This is a genomic window from Arthrobacter sp. FW306-1B-G06A (assembly GCF_058781765.1).
In genome coordinates, this window is record NZ_JBYSXB010000003.1 from 155,315 (window position 1) to 174,410 (window position 19,096).

Below are 19,096 nucleotides of genomic sequence, written 5' to 3' on the forward strand. Positions count from 1 at the left end.
TCATTAGTACAGGATATAAGTGGCATTTGGAATGCATGAAAAGAAATCGCCTCGTCATGTCGCTCCACGCCGTCGCCTCCATGAAGTCGTGAGCCCAAGCAGCTCATTCCTCTGGAAGACGACGGACGGAGCACTCAATGTTGTTGGCGGCGGTAGACCCCGGGATCACCCCGAACCCTAACTTTCCTTTTCTTGCCTCGTTGAAGGAGATCGGTGGGGGCATTCTCGTCGGTGCCTTCATCGTGATCGCCATTGTCGCGATCGTTGGGGCAGCAATGCTCCTGGCGGGCAAGTTGAGCCAGTCGTCCCGTCTGGCTTCGGGCGGCGGTATGATTTTGCTCTGGACCGGGCCGGTGGCGGCGATCCTGGGCGGGATCAACGGCTACATTCTCTGGTCCCAGTCGGCGTTCCCACTCGGATTTTAGGCCGTGTTGTCATGCCGGTTCAGTGTGACCTGAACGGATGGTGGCCGCCCGGCTGCGGTCTTGTCTCCCAGGCGAACGACGGCGTCATGGGCTCGGTCACGTCCCTCTTTGCCGAGATTCTCCAGAACATCGCGTCGTGGATTTGGTCATTCATCACGGGAGCATTCAGCGTCTCGAAAGTGGATGACTCGCAGTGGACGGCTGTCGAGGGCTTGACGAACTGGTGGGTCATCGTAATGATGACCCCGCTCGTCGTCGCGATGATCCTCCAGCTCGTTTCCGGGCTGATCAGCCAGCAGCCCCGCCGCCTGGTGAGGGCCCTGGTCGGTGGCGCAGTCGCCCTTCCGATGGTCGCCGGTGCGGTCTACCTGGCCCGGCAGCTTACGAAGGTGAGTGATTCAGCTTCCGAGGCGCTCCTCGCCTCGATGGGATCTGATCCCTACGTGCTGTTCATGCGGCTTTTCGGTTTCGAGCGCGCGCCGGCGGGATCAGGCCGGGACTGGAATATCGTCTCCCTCTCTCCAGGTTCGGGAAATGGCGCGGCTGGCGGGGTGATCGTGACGGCGATGGCCGTCGTCGTGGTCTGGATTTTGGCGTTCATCCTGATGTGTTCGATGATCTTCAGGTCGTTCGCGCTCATCGTTCTGGCCGCCGTCGCCCCGGTCGCTCTCATGCTGATGCCTTGGGAGAAGACCAGATCGTGGGGGCGGCGGTGGTGCGAGATCGTCGTCGCGCTGCTCCTGGCCAAGCCCCTGGCCGCGACCGTTTTGGCAGTTGCTATCAAACTCTTCGCCGAGTCGAAGTCGTTCGCCGGACTGGCTGCCGGCATGGTCGGAATGGCGCTTGCCTGCGGTGCCCCGCTGATGGCATTGAAGCTGGTCAGCTTCGCAGGAGGCGAGCTCGCTGCGGCCGCCCAGACCGCCGGAGGAGGGCATGTCCTCTCGCGGAGCACCGGTTTTACCGCCCGGCAAATCAGCCGGCAGACCGGCGGCCGATTCACGCTCGCGGCGATGGCCAGCCGCTCGGCGATAACCCGGCCGATCCCGTCGAGCCGCCCGCAGAATCCGCCACAGGTATTGCCGCCAAGAGAGCCGCGGCCGGGGACAGTTTCGGAGGCTAAGCCGTCGCGGAGTCCCGGTGGGAAACCAGCAGCAATGCTCGAGGCCGCGCCGTCGGCTCCGGATCAAACATCCCATCGGGCGCAAAGTGTTGGCGGGCAGCGGCGATCGAATTCGGGGTCACCGACAGCGGGGCCGGTTTCCCGCACCGTTGACGATCCGCCTCTTCCTTCAGCGTCGCATCCCTCGCCGGTTCCCAAGGCCTCTCCATCCATAGCGCCTACGTCGCCACATTTGCCCCGCTCACAAACGGTCACGCAGCCCTCGAAGGACGGTGATTCCCGTGTCTGAAAATTCACGCACGCTCAAGCCTGTGAAGTTTCCGCGCTACGAGCGTCGAGGCTTGTTCATGGGTTTGAGGTGGTACCAGCTGCTGTGGCTGGCGGCCGGGGTTCTCGTCGCGAGCGTGGCATCTGCAATCGACGGCCCGGGTGGCCTGTTCGCTTCCGGGCCGTTGTGGTTGGCCATGATGCTCCTCGGATTGTTGCAATATTCGCGGATTCCGTATCCGGTATGGGCCAGCCACGCTGTCCTGTTCTTTTATCGAGCCGTTGTCAAACAGACAAGGTTTCTCGTCAGGCCGGAGCGGGCGGCCTTGGCTGGTCGGCTGGCGCTTCCGGGTGGATTGGGGAATCTGCAGCTGCGCCGGACGGTGCGTGGCGAGTCCTTCATCGTGGACGCCCGCGGTAGGGAGGCGATAGCGGTGCTGCGCTGCAGCACCCGGTCGTTCGCACTCTTGGATACCGATGACAAAGCGTGGGCAGTGCAGGCCTGGTCGCGCGTGCAAGCCGGCATGGCCCAACGAACAAGCGTCGCGCGGATCGCCGTCCAGGACTACACCGTTCCCTATCCCTCGACCGCCCTCCGGGACTTCTATGACCGCGCCGTGGAACCGATCGGCGACGGTGAGCTGAGCTGGGGCCGACGGGCGTACGAGGATCTGATCTCGGCGGCAGGCTCAGCCATGAGTCACGACCTCCTGGTAGCCCTGGTGATAGACACAGCCAAGGCCCGACGCCGGATCAAGGAATCCGGCGGGGGAATCGTCGGCACCGAAAGAGTGCTCCGCCTGGAAGTCGAGACTCTGACAACCGGGCTGGGGACGCATGGCGTCAGAGTCGAGGAATGGCTCCCCGAGGACGGACTCCTTCATGTTGTTCGTGGTGCCTTTGATCCGGCCGCGCTTGCGTCACCATCGGACCAGCGCTCACAAGAAGCTACCGCTGGCCCGATGGCCGTTGAGGAGCACTGGACCTACGTCCGGACGGATACGGGTCTTCATCAAACGTTCTGGGTAGCTGAGTGGCCGCGGCAAAAGGTCTTCCCGGGTTTCCTGCATCCACTGATCTACGTCGGCGACTTCCGCCACACCGTGACCGAGGTGATTAGGGCCGTGCCCACGACCGAGGCATTGAGGGACATCCGTTCCGCCCAGGAAGCCCACGAAACCCGGCGGCGGATCAATACACGGTTCGACAGGCCACTCACCCGCGAGCAGCGAGCCGAGGAGGAAGAAGTGGCCCAGCGAGAGGAAGAGATCGTCGCCGGCCACGGGGACGTGCGCCCGGCAGCGTACGTCACGATTACGGCGGCCACGCTCGAGGACTTGGCAATGTACAGACAGGAACTTGAGTCGGCGGCCGCTGGTGCGTTCGTTGAGTTGCGGTTGCTGGCCGGGCAGCAGTGGGCTGCGTTTGTCACCGGGGCTCTTCCATTCGGGAGAGGGCTGCGATGACGCGGACTGTCCAGAGTGTTCAGTACCTGCCGTCGGGCGGGAGCCGTCGTTTGCGGAAAGAACGACGGCGGGGCGACGCCAACACGGGCGGCCGGCCCTTTGTTTCTGGTCTCCAAAAGATGAGTGAGGCAGCCGGTGAACGCCTCGACGGTGCCTCGCCGGGTGGGGACTGGGGGAGCCGGGAACCAAACTCCCTGCGGGGCCCGCATCGCTTGCGGCCAGCACCTCACCGCGCTTCCACGCTGACCTTTGCAGCGGCATATCCATTCATCACGGAGTCGGGCCTCGGACACGAGGGGACGTACATCGGCACGGACGTCTTCGGATCTGGAGCCTTTTCCTACGATCCGTGGATTCTCTATGACAAGGGCGTTATCAGTGGCCCGTCGATCGTTGTCATCGGTACCGTAGGCACTGGCAAGTCCATGTGCGGTAAGTCTTTGGTGGCCCGCTCGATCACGCTGGGGCGCAAGGCCGCCGTGGCGTCTGACCCCAAGGGCGAATGGGTTGCCGTGGCCAAAGCTGTTGGCGGCAAAGTCATTTCCGTCGGCCCCGGTAGGGCGGCGCGTGTTAACCCGCTCGACGCCGGACCACGCTCCAGCGCCCTGACAGAGGCGCAATGGCAGGCCGTGGTGCGCCAACGTCGCCGCTACCTGCTGGTGGCGCTGGTCTCGCTCATGCGGCAGGGCATGCCGCTGCGCCCCGTGGAGCACACAGCGCTTGATATGGCACTCATGGAGACGGTGGCGCAGAACTCGAACCCGACCCTCCCCATGGTCCTGGACCACCTGCTGAACCCCTCGAAGGAAACCCTCGGTCTCGTGGGCAGGGACGGCGGAACCGCCGTCAGCCACTCGCTGCGGCGTACGGTGTCCGGCGACTTGGAGGGCATGTTCGATGCCCCTTCAACCGTCGCCTTCGACGCCGACGCGCCCATGATGGTGATGGACACGTCCGCACTGATCGGCGCTTCCGAGCAGGCGCTGTCACTCGCCGCAGCGTGCGGCGCTACGTGGCTGGAGGCAGCAGTTACCAATCCCGACGGCGGCAAGCGGCTGGTGGTCTACGACGAGGGTTGGCGGATGCTCGCGGACCCTTACATGCTGGCCAAGATGAGCGAGCAGTGGCGACTGGCCCGCACCTACGGGATAGCGAACCTGCTCATCATGCACAAGGTGGCCGATCTCAACGAGATCGGCGACAGCACCAGCGGACACCGCCAGAAAGCCCTTGGGCTCCTCACTGAGGCCGACACCCGGATCATCTACCGGCAAAAGCACGATGCCATGCGCCTGACCAAGGAAGCCCTCGGCCTGACCGAAGCCGAATGCGAACACGTGGAGGACCTTGCCAAAGGCGTAGGGCTCTGGAAGGTCGGCAACCGCTCCTTCATCGTTGCCAACCGCGTCACCACGGACGAGCTGGAAGTCTTCGGCACCGACGACCGGATGATCTGATGTTCACCCACTCCCGGGCAGGAAACACCAGCCCACTCATCACCGCCGGACTCATCACACTCTCCGGGCTCGTTAGCTTCTCCTTCCTGGTCCAAGGCGCCGCGCGCCTCCTCGTCACGTGGCGGTGCGGCACCACGCCGCCGTCGCCCCCAAACCCGGCGGCCGCCGTCGGACTCTTCACTGGCCGGATCGATTGGATCGTGCGCCGAACTCCCGACTGCGACGTCGGCACCGGAGATGTCTGGTGGCTGGTCGCCCCGGTACTGGTTCTGGTTGCTGCGCTCGCGGTGAGTGGGGTCTTGGCCTGGCGAAGATGGAAGCAATCAGGGTCGTGGCTGCGGCAGGAAATCCTGAACCGCGACGGCATCGCGCGCCGCTCGGAGATTCTGCACGATTTCGGTGCGAGAGCCGTCCGTAAGCGCGGGAAGTTCACCCGTCCCGGACTGAGCAACCCGACCGTTCAGGACGTGTCCTGGACACTCGGCCGCTCACGGGGAATTACGATTCACGTCTCCACGGAAGAATCCATGGTCATCCAAGGGGCGCCCCGCTCCGGCAAAGGACTGTACGTGGTGATCAATGCGATCCTCGACGCACCCGGTGCCGTGGTGACCACGTCCACGCGCGCGGACAATCTCGTGGTGACTATGAAGGCCCGTTCCGCGGAGGACCGGCCTGTGACCGTGTTCGATCCGCAGGGTATGTCAGGACTGGCCTCGACGCTTCGGTGGTCGCCGGTCCGCGGCTGTCAGGACCCAGACATCGCAACGCGCCGGGCCCTGGTTATCACCGCCGACACGGAGATGAAAGGTGAGAACGCTGCGTGGCAGAAACGGTCCCTGATCGTCTTGCAGTGTCTGCTTCACGCGGCGGCGTTGTCCGGGGAGGGTGTCCGCGCCTTTAGGCGTTGGTCCTCGAACCCGGTGCTCGCCCGTGAAGCGATAGAGGTTCTGAGCGGCCCTGGGGCCGCACTTGGGTGGCAGGCCGACCTGATGGGCATCCTCGAAGACGACCCCAGAAACACCTCGAACTCCTGGATCGGTGTCTCGGCAGCCGTGACGCCGCTATCGTCGCCCAAAGTCCTGGCCGCACTGGACCCGCAGGACGAATCGGAAGAGTTCGACCCGAAACAATTCATTCGGGACCGCGGAACGCTCTATCTGATCGGTACACGGGCAGGGGCCGCCGCGGCAGGGCCGTACCTTTCCGCTCTGATTGACGACATCGACAACGCCGCCCGCGAAATGGCATTCGTCTCGCCCGGAGGCAGGCTCGATCCGCCCTTGTCTTTGATCCTCGACGAAATCGCCAACCTTGCGCCGTGGCCCGGACTGCCCATTGCCCTTTCGGATGGCGGCGGAATCGGCATCTCAACCCTTGTCGTGCTCCAGTCGCTGTCCCAGGCCCGGACCGGGTGGTCCATCGACGAAGCAGCGACGATCTGGGACTCGGCCATCATCAAGGTGATCTTCGGCGGCGGCTCCGACGAACGCGACCTCCGCTCGCTCGCCGGACTGCTGGGGGAGCGGAGCCTCACGCTGACCACGCGGTCATGGTCCTCGCAAGGACGCCAGGACGGCGAACAAATCCGCGAGAGCCCCGTCATCGCCCTGGATGAGATTCGCCGGTTGCCGGTCGGCACGGCCCTCATGTTGGGCCGGCGTACCCGACCGATCCTGCTGGACCTGCGCGAATGGCACAAACGCAAGGACGCCGCCGAACTCGGACGCTCAAAATTGGAAACCGAACGCGCCCTGACCGAAGGACACCGACAACGCCAACAGACAGCCGAAGGAACCAACGATGGGGAACTATGACGACGTCGAGCACTTCGACATTCCCTCAGCAGGAGCGGACGACGATGAGCTGACGGCGGAACTCTTCCGCTCAGCCTTCCGCGCCACGGGCGGATCCCCCGGAACGACTCACCGCTGGCGGAACATGAGTGCGCAACAGGCCGAAAGCGTCTGGGCTTCGCTTGCGGCCTGGGTGAGGTGGCTCGTCGCGACCTATCAGCTCACGACGTCGGTGGTGCCGGATTGCTGGTGGCGCCACTCCGAGATCGTCGCCGAGCTCTATGCCCTGCAGCGGGCAGAGCAGGTCTCCTACGCTACCGACGATGCCGGTTTCGGCCCCTTAGCTTTTCACGAAAGGCTGCCACACGCCGTCGAACGCCTCCGGAACCACACCCGAACGGCCGGCTGTGTCGGGCTACAAACGCACAAAGAACCCGCCCCGAGGCTCCTCACCGTTGAGGATCCGGAGTTGCTGAAGTGGCAGGTCGCCCACCATCAGCCAGGGGTTGAGCTCTGAAGTCATGCCGTGAGCCCGGCATCGGGACATGAACAGATATCCGCGTTTGCGGACTTCAAGAAGCATGGAGGTGGCCATCGTGGCTCCCAGAGGTGAGAGCGCTCCCCGTTCAAAGCGGCCGGACGCTGGTGCGGTCAGACCCGCTACGTCGGGGCTGACACCGGAAGAGCGCATCGCGGTACTCACGGACGGTCTACACACGATCCTGGAAAAGGCCGTCGAATCGCCCTCGCATTGGCAGGTCCTGTTGGACGCTTCGGCCACACTCTGGCGATACTCCGGCGGAAACGTCGCTTTGCTGATGATGCAGATGGCACAGCGCGGCACCGAGGAGCCCACGCTCGTGGCCGGGTTCAGGGAATGGGAACACCACGGGCGTTCAGTTCTGAAAGGCGAACACGCACTGTGGGTGATCGCCCCGCGCACGGCACGCATGCAGGAGTTCACGCGACCCGACGGGACCCGACAGCGGATCCGTGTAGGCGAGAAGCCTCCCACGGGCGCCGCCGATGAGGGGAAAAAGACCGTCATCACAGGCTGGCGCGGGCAAGCCGTCTTTGATGTCTCGCAGACTCAAGGGACTCCGCTGCTGGTGCCGCGGGAGGTGGCTCGACCCGGCGTCGTCGCCTCGGAGCTCTTTGACTCGCTGGCTGAGGTCGCAGACAAGCATGGCTTCGAGGTCCACGTCGATGACGCCCAGTACGGGCTGACCAGCGGCTACACGGATTTCGCCAAGCACCGGGTCCAGGTGGGTGCGTGGCTGAGCACCGAGGAGCGCACCGCGGTGCTCGCTCACGAGCTTGGGCATGTACTGCTGCACGGCCCGGACGACGACGTCGGACGCCTTTACGGCAGCAGCGCGGACCACCGCGGGCTGGCCGAAGTCGAAGCGGAATCGGTCGCCTACACGGTTCTGCGGGCGCACGGGATTGACCGCGGATCCCAGTCGGCGTCGTACCTGGCCGGATGGGCAGACGCCGTGATCGAGACAGAGACCGGTGCATCGGGGTGGGATGCGGGCAGCAGAATGCCTGTCTCCCGCGTTGACATCGCCAAGTCCGTGCTCGGACGAGTCACAGCAGCAACGAAGGGAATCCTCGAAGAGACCCAGCCGACCGGATTCGGTGGCAAACTTCCCGCCGTCGGCGCGGGCCCCCGGCTCGCCGAACCGGTGTCCTACGTCGGCGTTGGGCTGCCCGGGCCGCGTTTGGAAGGGCCTGTGATCGCGGGTCCTGGAGTTTGACTCCACTTATTTGTCCGGCGGGAGAGTCCCGCCGGCAGCGGAAAGGACAGGACCAATGAGCACCAAAATCCCGATCAGCATCGCCGGCAACCTCGTGGCCAACCCTGAGCTCACCTACGGCGAGTCCGGAGTGGCCCACGCCAAGCTGCGCGTCGCTGTTAACCAGCGAATCCAGGGAACGGACGGGACCTGGGAAGACGGCGAACCCGTCTTCCACAACGTTTCGGCCTTCCGCGCACTCGCAGAGAATGCATCGAACTCACTGAAGAAGGGCGACCCCGTTACTGTGGCGGGGGAACTTGAATTCCGGTCCTACGAGAAGGACGGCGAGAAGCGCGAGGCCCGCCGCATCGTCGCCGACACGATCGGGCCGGACCTCCGCTTCGGTACCACCTCCTACCAGAGGTCGGCTCACACGGCAGTTGGTGGGCCGGATGCTGGAGTTCATGCCGCCCCGGAAGTTTCGGCTGCTGCCGAGGCCGCCGCGCCCGTCTACAACCTTGCGACGAAGAGCCCGGCGGTGGTGCCCCCTTTCGGGGCGGCCGCGGGGAATGAGATGAGTTATTAGGGAGACCCCTTTTCCACCTTCATATGTGGATCCCATCCGATGTGCCTTCTTGGCACATCGGATCCTTTTTCTCGATTCTTGTCGCAGAATTGCACGGGACACTGATGGCATGCGGTTGCCTCTGGCCTTCAACACTTGGTGGCGGCATTCCGTGATGGATCGGTATCACAAATCCCAGGACTTGAGTCACTCTGCATGGGCGGTTTGTGAGGCTCTTAGATAGCGCGACACGTGACCCAGGGCCTCGAAGATGCCCGCTGATTGTCCGGGCAGACTAGTCTTTCCCGGTGAAGGAAATTAGGCACTGGCTGCAACACACTGGCATCAAGGTATTCTTCTGGATCGCCCTCATCATCGTAGCGATCCTCGTTGGCTACAGTTACACAGTCCCCACTACTGTGCCCGCTCCGGGCGAGCTGCAGACAACTCCCCTCCCATGGCTTGCGGACTTGTGCATGGCCTATATCGGCGCGTACTTCTTCCACTACCTCGTGGTCGTCCTGCCCGGGAGAAGCAGGTTGGAAAGCCGCCTGAAAACACTTCAGACACCACTCACGACCATTGCCTTTAACGGCTTGGATATGATCCGAGAACTTGAGCGCATTGCCCAATGTCCACATCGTCGCGTCACCGAGAAGCATCTAGGAATCGTCCTGAGGCAGCTGAGCTACAACGACCAGATCCGAACTCACCTCACCAAGCGTATGGATGAGGCAAAAGCGGCCTACCTTGCCGTCGTTCCATATGCTGCCGACCTGCCATTGGACCTACAAGAACGCCTCCAGGATGAGAACCAGCACTTCTCCCACCAAGCATTTGACCTGGAACCGGACAAACGTGCACAGTACGTCCACCTAACCGGGCTGCGGGTGTTAACGCCAACCCAAAACAGGGCCATTAGTGCCAGTTGAAAACAGGGCCACTGGTTGTTCGTTCTATTGTGCCGTAGTGGCCGTGGGCTGGTGTTTTCTGAGCCGGTAGCTGTTGCCTTTGAGGCTGATGACGTCGGCGTGGTGGACGATCCGGTCGATCATGGCCGAGGCGATGGTCAGGTCCCCGAAGACGTCGCCCCAGCGGGCGAAGGGCAGGTTGGACGTCAGAATCATGGACGCGTGTTCATAGCGGCTGGAGACGAGCTGAAAGAACAGGTTCGCGGCGTCCTGATCAAACGGGATATAGCCGACTTCATCGACCACCAGGAGACTGTAGCGGCGTAGTTTGAGCAGTTCCTGGGCGAGTTTCCCGCAGGAATGAGCCTCCTGCAGCCGGGCGACCCAGCCCGTTGCGGAGTCGAAGAGGACCCGGTGCCCGGCTTTGGCCGCTTTGATGCCGATCCCGACCGCGAGGTGGGTTTTGCCGGTGCCGGGTGGCCCGAGCAGGACCACGTTCTTGGCTTCGGAGAGGAATGCGCCGGTGCCCAGATGGGCGATGAGGTTCCGGTCCACGGAGGGCTGGTGGTCGAAGTTGAACTCCTCGAGGTCCTTGTGCGCGGGGAACCTGGCGGCCTTGATCCGGGTCGCCGCGCCGGAGGCTTCGCGTTCGGAGACTTCACGGGAGAGAACGGCGGCCAGGTATTCCTCGTGCGACCAGCCGGAGTCCCGGGCCTGGTCCCCGAGGCGGCGGAACCCGTCGCTGATCCGGGGTGCGCGCAGAGCCCGAGCGTAGTACTCGATCTGTGAGGGTGTCCCGCTCATGACGCCACCTCCAGCAGCACGGCCGGGTCCTGGCCGAGGTCGATGCCGAAGATCTCGTCGTAGGCGGCGAGATCCCGGATTTGCACGGCTTCCTCAGGGTCGGGGCGGCGCACCCGCTGGGTCCGGAAGTCCCGGCGCATCTCGGCGGCCCGGGCGACGTGGGCCGGGTCGGTCACCACCAGATGCCGCGCCCAGGCCCGGACATGGGTGGCGATGATGACGCCGCCATGGGTGACCCAGACGGTGTCCAGATCAGCGGTAACATCCACGATCCGCCCAATGAACGAAGGATCCACGGAATAGTCGTTGGAGAACACCCGCACGTAGTAATCCCGCGGCAGCCGCACCGCGTTGCGGAACACCGTATCCGGTGTCACCGGCGGCAGTTCCCGCATCTTCTCCCGGTCCAGGACGATCAGCTCGTCGGGGCGGCCGTGGCGGGCCCGGGAATACCGGTGGTTGGCCTTCGGCAGCCAGTCCTCCAACTGGCCGTTGAAATCCCCTGGCGAGCGGAAGTCCCGGCCCGGCATGAAGCGCTGGCGGAAGAACCTGTTCATCCGCTCGACCATGCCCTTGGACTCCGGATCCCGCGGCGGCAGCAGCTTGACCTCCAGCCCCAAGGATCCGGCGAACGCTGCCACCGGCTCCGTGGGCCGGCGCCTCCCAATGCCGGACTCGTTGTCCCACAGCAGCCGGGACGGGACGGCCTGCGCGTCCTGCAGCAGAGTCCACATTCCGCCCAGAAGGTCGGGCGTCGTGCGCGACGGCAGCATCCGGGCCTGAATGAACCCCGAGAACGCCGAAGTCATCACCAGCACCGGGGGCGTGTCAGTCTGGCCCTCACCAACGGGCAGCGGATCATGCGGGAACCAGAGATCGCACTGGACCTGGAATCCCGGCACGTGGACCAGACGGTCGGCCGGGTCCGGCGGCGCGTATTCAGGCCGGATCGCGGCGACCTTCGCCCGGAACAGCGATGCGGAACCGGGCCAACCCACCCGCTCCGCGAGCGTCGCGGCCGGCATCGTCGGCGTCTTCGCCAACAGCTCCCGCACTCTGGGGGCAAACGCATCAAAACTCGACACTCCGGCTGCCCGCTGGTACTTCGGCGCCCGGTCCGACTCCAGCGCACGCTCCACGGTTCCGCGGGAAACCCCCACGAGCCTGCCGATCTCACGCTTCGAGTGCTTGCCCGTCGAAAACAGGTGGCGTATCTCCGCCCAATCATCCAAATTGATCACCTTCCATAGTGGTCGGTGGCCCTGTTTTCAGTTGGCGTTTCTGGCCCTGTTTTGGGTTGGCGTTAACAGCGGGAAACCAAGGACGATAAGTTCCCGCTAGATTTCTGGCTGCCTGTAATCTTCCGTTACTACGAAAAAACCGAGGTAGTCCGCTTACTTCTGGAAAAGTACATACCCTCCAGCCGTAGCTACCGCGAGGGAGAGAGAACCCTAGAACAGGGAAAGAAACCACAGCCGAGGCCAGGACGGTCCATTGAGATGTTCGGGATGCATCGGAAGCCTGAATACCCATACTGGAGTTACCCAAGACCCAGTAGTGCTGAGCTTGAGAGTGATGAAAAACCCGAGACCAGTGAAGTTAACGACGAGGAGCCAAGCAAGCACTAGCTGCTTCTCTTTCCCGTCGTGCACGCGGGTGTCCCCGTAAACGGAACCAAAGGTGGTGGCTCATCTGCAAGTTGATAGCTTGTCTCAAAATCTGCGGAACCGAAACGTTCCGTCACCGTCGGGCGCGGAACGTCATCTTTAGTTGACGTCGCCCGTCTTCGCTTGGACAAGGCCGTCAACTTCAGAGATCAGATCTGCGCACGCATCCTTGACGCTCTGAAGGTTGGCTTCTTCGAGAACTATGCGGTCACCGCTGAGGCGGATATTAGCCAGGGCGATCTTGGCAGTGGCGGATGCGCGTTTGGCGCGCTGAACACGAGTGAGTTGTCCCAGGCCGTGTGCTATCGCGTTGCGAACTTCGATCAGCTGATTGAGTCGAGTCCAGCTCGGCTTGATATCGTACCAGTTCTTGTAGGCGTCCTGGATACCTGACCAGGTGCTCACAGCGGACGTTGACGCTTTGTCCCAGATGAGGGCGCGGATGTTGTTTCCTGCCGGCGAGACCTCGTATTCCGCCAGTTCGAGCAGGCGATCCACGCAGAAAGCTTCAGTAATCGAGATCAACCGTAAGAATGTCGCTTGGCGCTGCACCTGGAGACCATCAAATGCCGGCGCCGCTAGTCGAGCCGGTCCTTTAGCGTCTTGAGTGGTGACGGCCTGCATTCGGTGAAGCCCGAGCGTTTGATTCAGAAGGCGGCAAGCCGCCTCGGCGCGTGAACCGAGGACGATTGGCAAACTCACGGTTCGAGCGTTTTCAGAAGCAGTCGCTCCATCTGGTCCTCGGCGGCCGATTGGGCAGCTTGAAGGTCAGTTTGCGCGATTCCCCAAAGCACCAATGACCGCCATGCCGGCCCTACCTGGTCCAGCGCAGCCGTGAGCTTGCCGACGTCGCCGCGCCGCAGCTTGCCGAGCGCCACCGCCGCCGTCGCCGCCAGCGCCGGATTCGGGTCGGACACGCACTCCTGCAACCATGCGTAGTGCTGATGCTCGGCCTTAGCAGGACGAATGCTCCCGGCTGCTTCAGCCAGCCAAACATTCTGCCAGACACTGAAGCTCTGTTCTTCTACTAGATTATTCAATCTGCGACGAAGCTTCGTTCTAGCTGCTGGGCCAGTGGCCGCCAATTCGGTGATGTATATGCTGATCTGAGGAGTGAGTGCCGGTTCGAAGCGCAAGAGGTGCGAAAGGTAAGCAACGGGTTCATCGTCGCCCGAGCGGCCCAGAATAGGAAGAGCCCGTCCAAGAAGAGTCTCTGTGATGGCAGCCTCCGTGGTTGACTGCTTCGCGTCGGACTCGTCCTCGTCCACCCAAATGGCCCAGGCTTTCTGCGCAGCTCGCGTCTGAGCCGGGTTATCTACGGCTACTTCGTCAGGTGGTGCGGAGTCCAGCGCGTCTTCCTCGAGCACAGGCCGTGCCGCCGAGGCTGCCAGAGTCTGTGGTGTATCTGATGCGCCCTCATCAGTCTCGTCCGCGTAGCCGTCCAGATACAGCAAGCGTAAGTCCTCATCGAGACCGTCGCTCTCCTCGAATAGTTGCTTTTCCGCTTCACTGAAAGCGCTGAGCGACACGAGGTAGTTCGGGGCGGTGTAGGTGAAGGTCTTCGCCTCATTGAGAGTGAGGCCGAGCGAACGGACCTCGCGCGCGCATGTTTCGAGTGCCTGCCGTGCATGAGCGAGGGATGGTGACGCTATACGGAAGTCATCCGAGTAAGTGGTCACTTGGTAACCGGCTCGGCGCATTCGCCGCCGCACGGGGTCGATATACGTATCGCCTAGGATGTCACTCGACCGATGCACCTGAGGGAGGCCGACTCGGCGGCCCATCACCCGGAACAAGAGATCCATCAACGCAGCGATGGCGGGTGCTTCACCAGTCTGGGCTTCAAGTTCGTCTGCCAGCCGGTCGTGATCGACATACTCGTAGTAGGACGTGACGTCTGTCTTGCTTACGTACCGCACCTTGTCCACCTTCAAGGGCGACTTTCGAAACTCTTCATGCGGCATTCTGGTGACGAGGTGCATCGGCAGGGACTCAGCGATCAGATCGACCAGGGCCCGGAACAGCACCTTGTCCCGCAAGGTCATCTCGCTGATCGGGCGTCGTCCCCTCCTGTTCTTTTCGACGAATATGATATCCGCGAGATCACCAAATTGGCCCTTGGCATACTTGGGGCGGAACAGCCGGCGGACTTCGTCAGACTGCCCCGCGAGAGCGGTGCGATCGGGCCGACGGGGCATCAGCCGGTTCGACATTGTCAGTTCTAATTCGGCAGCGCGCTTCAGATCGAGTCGCTTGAGTAGCTCCGGGGCAAGGTTCACACTCTCATCATGACTTAACGGCCGTCAGTCTCGAGGCACCGAAGTGTTCCGCCGCGCCCCTTCGTCCTGGACCCGCACCCTGGATCGCGGCGGGTGGACAGGCCTATATCGTTTTGAACCGCTCGAGGAGTGGGGATACGCCGTAGCAGATTTCCCTGACCTGAGCTGCCAATGCCTTGACAGCGGCCCTGTCCGGCGCGCTTTATGGGCCAGATGCTCGGCGCTGTTGGCGATGCGGCTAACCGTGTGAGGGCGCGGGCTTGTCCGCGTGTCCTTGCAAAGAACTTAGACACGCCATCCGTTCTAAAGCGCAGTCAGCATCTGACTGACGGCCTTAGGGCACGGCTTAGCCGGCAGGACCAAATGTGCTACTTGAAATTCCTCGACCTTGCGATGGCTTCCAGGCCAAGTCGCGGTACCGAGATAGTCACCGGAGCCCAGGCTACGACGTGTGAAGCCTCAATGAAATAGGTTGCCGGCCATGGGGTACCAGGCCTGACCTGGGTCGGATCCGGCGAGATCAGCAGGACGGATCCGACCCAGATAGGTTCTTCCAGTGCTTCCAGCCATGCGCGCTGAACGTGTCCAAAGCGGTTCCAATTAATGGTGATCCAAGCTCCGGTGGGTTCGAGGGCATCGATGCTGAGGACGGTGATTTCGGCCGTCGTCCGGTGGGCCCGCTTCGCCTCCTCGAAGTGGCTCCACCTCACCCTGGCATCTGCCAGCCAATCACGACGGCGGTGCATCCGAATCAACCAGATCATGCTCACGATGAGGGTGGAGGGCAGCACGGCAGCCCAGCCGAATACTTGGACTGCACCTGGAGGCCAACTTATCGTCAGGTTCTGCAAAACGAACACCGCGCATAGGCCGAGCACCGCGCTGGCGAGAATCAGTGCGGGCGTCGCAACTTTCGGCTTGATGACTGGGTTTGAGACCATGGGATGCCTTCTTGCCCAGTTTAGAGCTGCCAACCGACATTGATAAGGTCCACCTCGCGGGAAACGGAGTCTGCTCCCCAGATGCCAGCCTGTTGACGCCAGACGGTCTGTGGCACTGTCCGGCTAATGAGGCGCTGGATGGTTTCGTACTGCGATGCCCGTTCCCATTCACACTCGCCGGGAACAGGCCCGAGGGGGACCGGTGAGTCATCGATGCCCCACCTGTCTCGGTAGACGGCGACCCTACCAATCATGGAAGGCACGTCGTCCTGTGGCCACAGGTTCGCCAGGAGATTTCGCTTCCACTCGGTGTCGTGCATCAAAGCCGCCGCCGTGACCTTGGTAGCCCGACGCCGGATCCGTTCCGATACCTGGTTGATCATGTCGGCGAGGTCGGGCCGATCAGTGTGAACAGGCTGCGGGATGAGAGGCGGGTCACTTACGGGCATTGAGGACACAAAACTGAGGAGCCGGGAATGAATTATCGAAGCCAGATCCCTGGCTGACCCGCTCGTTTCCAAAGCCTTGGCAAGGGTCCGCTGGGCGCCTGGTCGACTGATCCCCGTGGACCGGCGCCATGCGGCCACCGTTGCACCCCAGGACGGGGAACGCTGCAACTCGTCGAGCCGCGATCGGGCAAGCGCACCGAGAAACTCTGCTAGGTCCTCGGCGGCAGCAATTTGCGCTAGATAGTCGTATTCGGCGCTGAGCCGCTCAAGGCTGTCGGCGCGCAACTGCTCGGCGTCGCGGACTTCGTGGGCGGTCCGTTCGGATCCTTCGGCTGCGAGGACTTCGCCCAGGATCTGCTGCCACGAGTTTTGGAGGGACGGATCGAGAGGTTCGTGATCTGCGGGGTCGTTTTCGCTGATGTACGCGTAGTTGCCTCCGCGGCCGCGGGTCATGCTCACGTAGAGCAACTCACGCGTCAGCCCGCCTTGCGTCACGACGGTATGGCCGGTGTCCACAGTGATTCCCTGGGAGCGGTGAGCCGTCGTCGCGTATCCCAACTCCACTGAAGCCTCAACGTAATCGCGGTGCAGCGAAACGCTTGCGCCGGTGTCCCGCCGAACCGCTACAAGGGTGCCGTCACGCCTTGTCACGTGTACGACGTCGAGCAGTGCGCCGTTGCGGATGAAGTCACCGTTGCTGTCGGCGACAGTGCGGTCGTTCCGGCGAGCGATGACCGTGTCGCCGCGGCCAGCTCTGAGATTGTCGCACAGAAGGACCGTGTGTTCGGCGTCCACAAGCCCCTGGATGACGCGGTCTGCTTGGGCTCGTTCGTTGAGCATGCTGACAGTGTCGTTGTCCGCGGCAATCAGGATGGACGACTTACCGGCCCGGATGTCGGATTGCCAGTCCAGATATGCCTGGTCGACCATGTCGAGGTAAGTGCCGTGCCGGATGCGCTGGTGCTGCTCGTAGTCGCTGATGGCTGCGACGTCCCCGGCACGGAGCTTCAACGAGGCATCCCGTTCCCAGGCGTTCTCGAAGCGCCAGATGGTGCTCAATCGGGCGGTCTTGCCCTGGCGGTCCAGCCAGCCGAGAACACCGCCGGCGTCGATGGCATCCAGTTGCCCCGGGTCACCCACCAACAGGACCTTGGCGTCCGCGTCCCGGGCCTGCTGCACGAGTGCAGCGAGTTGGACGGTGGAGACCATGGAGGCTTCGTCGACGACGACCAACTGGTTCGGATGGAACCGCCACCGGTTATGTTCGGCGGCCAAACGAGTCGCTTCCTGTGCCGGACGGGTGCTTGGAACCACGGCGCTGCTCAGGCGCTTCTCGGCGTTGTAGAAGCGCTCCGCCCGATGGATGGCCCCTTTCCCGACCGACTCGTAGAGCCACTTCGCGACATTTTCCGTGACCATGGATAGCTCCCGGCCCAGGACCTCGGCGCTCGCGGCCGCGGGTGCCAGGCCTATCACGCTTCCCGGGCCGAAATGCCCCTCCCATGCGGCTTTGATCGAGCCGAGCGTGGTGGTCTTGCCGGTCCCGGCGGGCCCGACGACGGCGTCAAGCCGGTTGCCGCTCAGCAATATTTCAGCGGCGGCGGCCCGCTGGTCGTAGTGCAAACTGAATTTGCCGTGGTGGTAGCTGGCGAGTGCCGCCATGGCGACGGTCGCGCGAACGGCCGGTCCGCCGTCGTCGTTCCTTGCTGTGATGACGGCCTCCTCGCAGGCGAGCGTCCCGGCGTCGGTGTAGAGGCGGGTCCCATGGAAGTCGAAGACGCTCCGTCCGCCGATGCGGAGATCCGGCTGCGCGTCCGCCGGGACGCTGTATCGGGATTCGTTCAGGGGGACCGATTGGGCTTCAGCCGCGGTGGCAACGGCGCCGATCAAGGCGTTGCGGTCACTTGGCGTTTGGCAGCGGATGTCGGCGCAAACGCGTTCTGCTTCGGCCAGCAGGTTCCAGCGGTTCCAGGTGGCGCGCTTGGCGGCCACCCTAATCTGGGTCAGGGACGCTACAGCGTCCACCCAGTCGACGGCGAAGTCGCACGAACGCAAAGGGTTGGTCCGCGACCGTCGGATGGTGGCAGCCAGCACGAGTTGAGGGTCGAAACCCTTGGACGAGGCCCGTTCGCGCCACTGAGCCGAGAGCTGGTGCAGCGGCGTGATGGTTTCCGGCTTCGCGGTTCGCGTGGAGAGGGTTGCTTGTTGTCGGAGCTTGATGGTGGTTGTCGCTGTTGGGGGAGTGCCGTGCGCGGCCGTCCATTCGGCGACGAGACGGTCGGTTTCCTGGTCTATGAGGCGGGAGCGGTTGGAGAATTCGCGGATCAGGATGTCGTCGATGCCGGTGAGCTGAGCGCTTGGATTGTGGGTGTTGGCTGCGGGATTACGGATTTCTGTATCGGTGCCGAGGTCCCGTTTGAGGGCGTCGAAGAGGAGCCCGTTGTAGTGCTCGCTGGCGGCGACGGCGGCCTTGTAGAGCGTCCGCGAATCGAGAGTGACCCAGGCGCCGTCTGTGGTCCGTTGGATCCGGTTGGCAATGACGACGTGCGTGTGCAGTTGCGGGTCTCCCGAGCGTGATTCCCGGTGGTCGAATGCTGCGGCGATGGCGCCGCGGGTACCGACGTGCGCGACGCCGTTCCGCCCCGCTCGGGTGTGGATGACGAGATCTTCCAGCCAGTCCAGGGTGGCGTTGATGGCGTCGTGGTGGGTTTGAAGGATCTGGTCCTGGAGGCTCCGCGGGCTCAGCGCCCATAGGACGGACACGGACTTGGGGACGCTGAAGGTTAGGTCGAAGCCGGCGACCGCGCGGCGCACCTCGGTTTGGCCTTGTTTGGTTTCGACCACGGTCGGCTGGCCGTGTGGACGGCCCAGGGAAGCGCCCGTGTCCGGGTGGGTGGCACTGTCGAAGATGGCTCTTGCGTCGGATTCGGTGACAGGATCCCCAGCTGTGCGGTTGATGCCGCTCAGGCCGGAGCCGAGCCATCGGCCTTGCGGTGTCCCGGCCTTCATGTAGTAGGCGGTCGCGTCAGGGGGAGCCGTCGTTAGGTCGTCCATCATCGTGGTCTTGAAGAGGTATTTCAGGCCCGACTGTGCGGAGAGCCGGGCGATGGACATAGTCATCGCTGTTTGGCTTCTGTCTTTCCGGCGGCACTGATCCAACCGCGACAGCGGAACAGTTCCAGAACGGTGTTGTCGAGCTCGACGCCG

General features: G+C 63.2%; 15 protein-coding genes. 9 read left to right on the top strand and 6 right to left on the bottom strand.

Features of this window, described 5'->3' with window-relative positions; genetic code table 11:
• The first annotated feature begins 137 nt into the window (after window positions 1-137).
• The 9 genes from AC3WJM_RS02680 to AC3WJM_RS02720 all read left to right on the top strand — a co-directional run bounded on the left by AC3WJM_RS02680 (window position 138) and on the right by AC3WJM_RS02720 (window position 9,770).
• On the top strand, window positions 138-425 hold the full coding sequence (locus AC3WJM_RS02680) for a hypothetical protein (protein ID WP_078108165.1): 288 nt from the start codon (window positions 138-140) through the stop codon (window positions 423-425).
• Between the two features lie 11 nt (window positions 426-436).
• Window positions 437-1,834: a type IV secretion system protein gene (locus AC3WJM_RS02685; RefSeq protein ID WP_492271134.1), complete on the top strand. Its 1,398-nt coding sequence runs from the start codon at window positions 437-439 to the stop codon at window positions 1,832-1,834.
• A complete protein-coding gene (locus AC3WJM_RS02690) occupies window positions 1,827-3,278 on the top strand; it encodes an SCO6880 family protein (RefSeq protein ID WP_492271135.1) in 1,452 nt (483 codons plus the stop codon). Before AC3WJM_RS02685 ends, AC3WJM_RS02690 begins: the two co-directional genes overlap by 8 nt.
• A gap of 119 nt (window positions 3,279-3,397) precedes the next feature.
• On the top strand, window positions 3,398-4,735 hold the full coding sequence (locus AC3WJM_RS02695) for a putative type IV secretion/conjugal transfer ATPase (RefSeq protein WP_492271136.1): 1,338 nt from the start codon (window positions 3,398-3,400) through the stop codon (window positions 4,733-4,735).
• Entirely contained in the window at window positions 4,735-6,552 is a 1,818-nt protein-coding gene (locus AC3WJM_RS02700) for a type IV secretory system conjugative DNA transfer family protein (RefSeq protein ID WP_492271137.1), read from the top strand. Before AC3WJM_RS02695 ends, AC3WJM_RS02700 begins: the two co-directional genes overlap by 1 nt.
• Entirely contained in the window at window positions 6,539-7,048 is a 510-nt protein-coding gene (locus tag AC3WJM_RS02705; protein ID WP_492271138.1) for a hypothetical protein, read from the top strand. Before AC3WJM_RS02700 ends, AC3WJM_RS02705 begins: the two co-directional genes overlap by 14 nt.
• 79 nt (window positions 7,049-7,127) lie before the next feature.
• On the top strand, window positions 7,128-8,291 hold the full coding sequence (locus AC3WJM_RS02710; protein WP_492271139.1) for an ArdC-like ssDNA-binding domain-containing protein: 1,164 nt from the start codon (window positions 7,128-7,130) through the stop codon (window positions 8,289-8,291).
• 55 nt (window positions 8,292-8,346) lie between these two features.
• Window positions 8,347-8,859, top strand: a complete 513-nt coding sequence (locus AC3WJM_RS02715) for a single-stranded DNA-binding protein (protein ID WP_492271140.1) — start codon at window positions 8,347-8,349, stop codon at window positions 8,857-8,859.
• A 287-nt stretch (window positions 8,860-9,146) separates the two neighbouring features.
• Complete coding sequence (locus AC3WJM_RS02720) at window positions 9,147-9,770, top strand: hypothetical protein (RefSeq protein WP_492271141.1); 624 nt, start codon at window positions 9,147-9,149, stop codon at window positions 9,768-9,770.
• A 24-nt stretch (window positions 9,771-9,794) separates the two neighbouring features.
• Here AC3WJM_RS02720 and istB read toward each other — a convergent pair whose 3' ends face one another.
• The 6 genes from istB to mobF form a co-directional block, all read right to left on the bottom strand.
• Complete coding sequence (gene istB / locus AC3WJM_RS02725; protein WP_492271142.1) at window positions 9,795-10,553, bottom strand: IS21-like element helper ATPase IstB; 759 nt, start codon at window positions 10,551-10,553, stop codon at window positions 9,795-9,797.
• Window positions 10,550-11,794, bottom strand: coding sequence for an IS21 family transposase (istA, locus tag AC3WJM_RS02730; protein ID WP_492271143.1), 1,245 nt, complete (start codon window positions 11,792-11,794; stop codon window positions 10,550-10,552). The genes istB and istA overlap by 4 nt, the downstream gene beginning before the upstream one ends.
• Window positions 11,795-12,319: 525 nt before the next feature.
• Window positions 12,320-12,922, bottom strand: a complete 603-nt coding sequence (locus AC3WJM_RS02735; RefSeq protein ID WP_492271144.1) for a hypothetical protein — start codon at window positions 12,920-12,922, stop codon at window positions 12,320-12,322.
• Window positions 12,919-14,499 carry an RNA-directed DNA polymerase gene (locus AC3WJM_RS02740; protein ID WP_492271145.1) on the bottom strand — a complete coding sequence of 527 codons (1,581 nt, stop codon included), beginning with the start codon at window positions 14,497-14,499 and terminating at the stop codon, window positions 12,919-12,921. The genes AC3WJM_RS02735 and AC3WJM_RS02740 overlap by 4 nt, the downstream gene beginning before the upstream one ends.
• A gap of 368 nt (window positions 14,500-14,867) precedes the next feature.
• Window positions 14,868-15,440 (bottom strand): hypothetical protein, encoded by a 573-nt coding sequence (locus AC3WJM_RS02745; protein ID WP_492271146.1) that lies wholly within the window; start codon window positions 15,438-15,440, stop codon window positions 14,868-14,870.
• 20 nt (window positions 15,441-15,460) lie between these two features.
• Window positions 15,461-19,009 (bottom strand): MobF family relaxase, encoded by a 3,549-nt coding sequence (gene mobF / locus AC3WJM_RS02750; protein WP_492271147.1) that lies wholly within the window; start codon window positions 19,007-19,009, stop codon window positions 15,461-15,463.
• Window positions 19,010-19,096 lie beyond the last annotated feature (87 nt).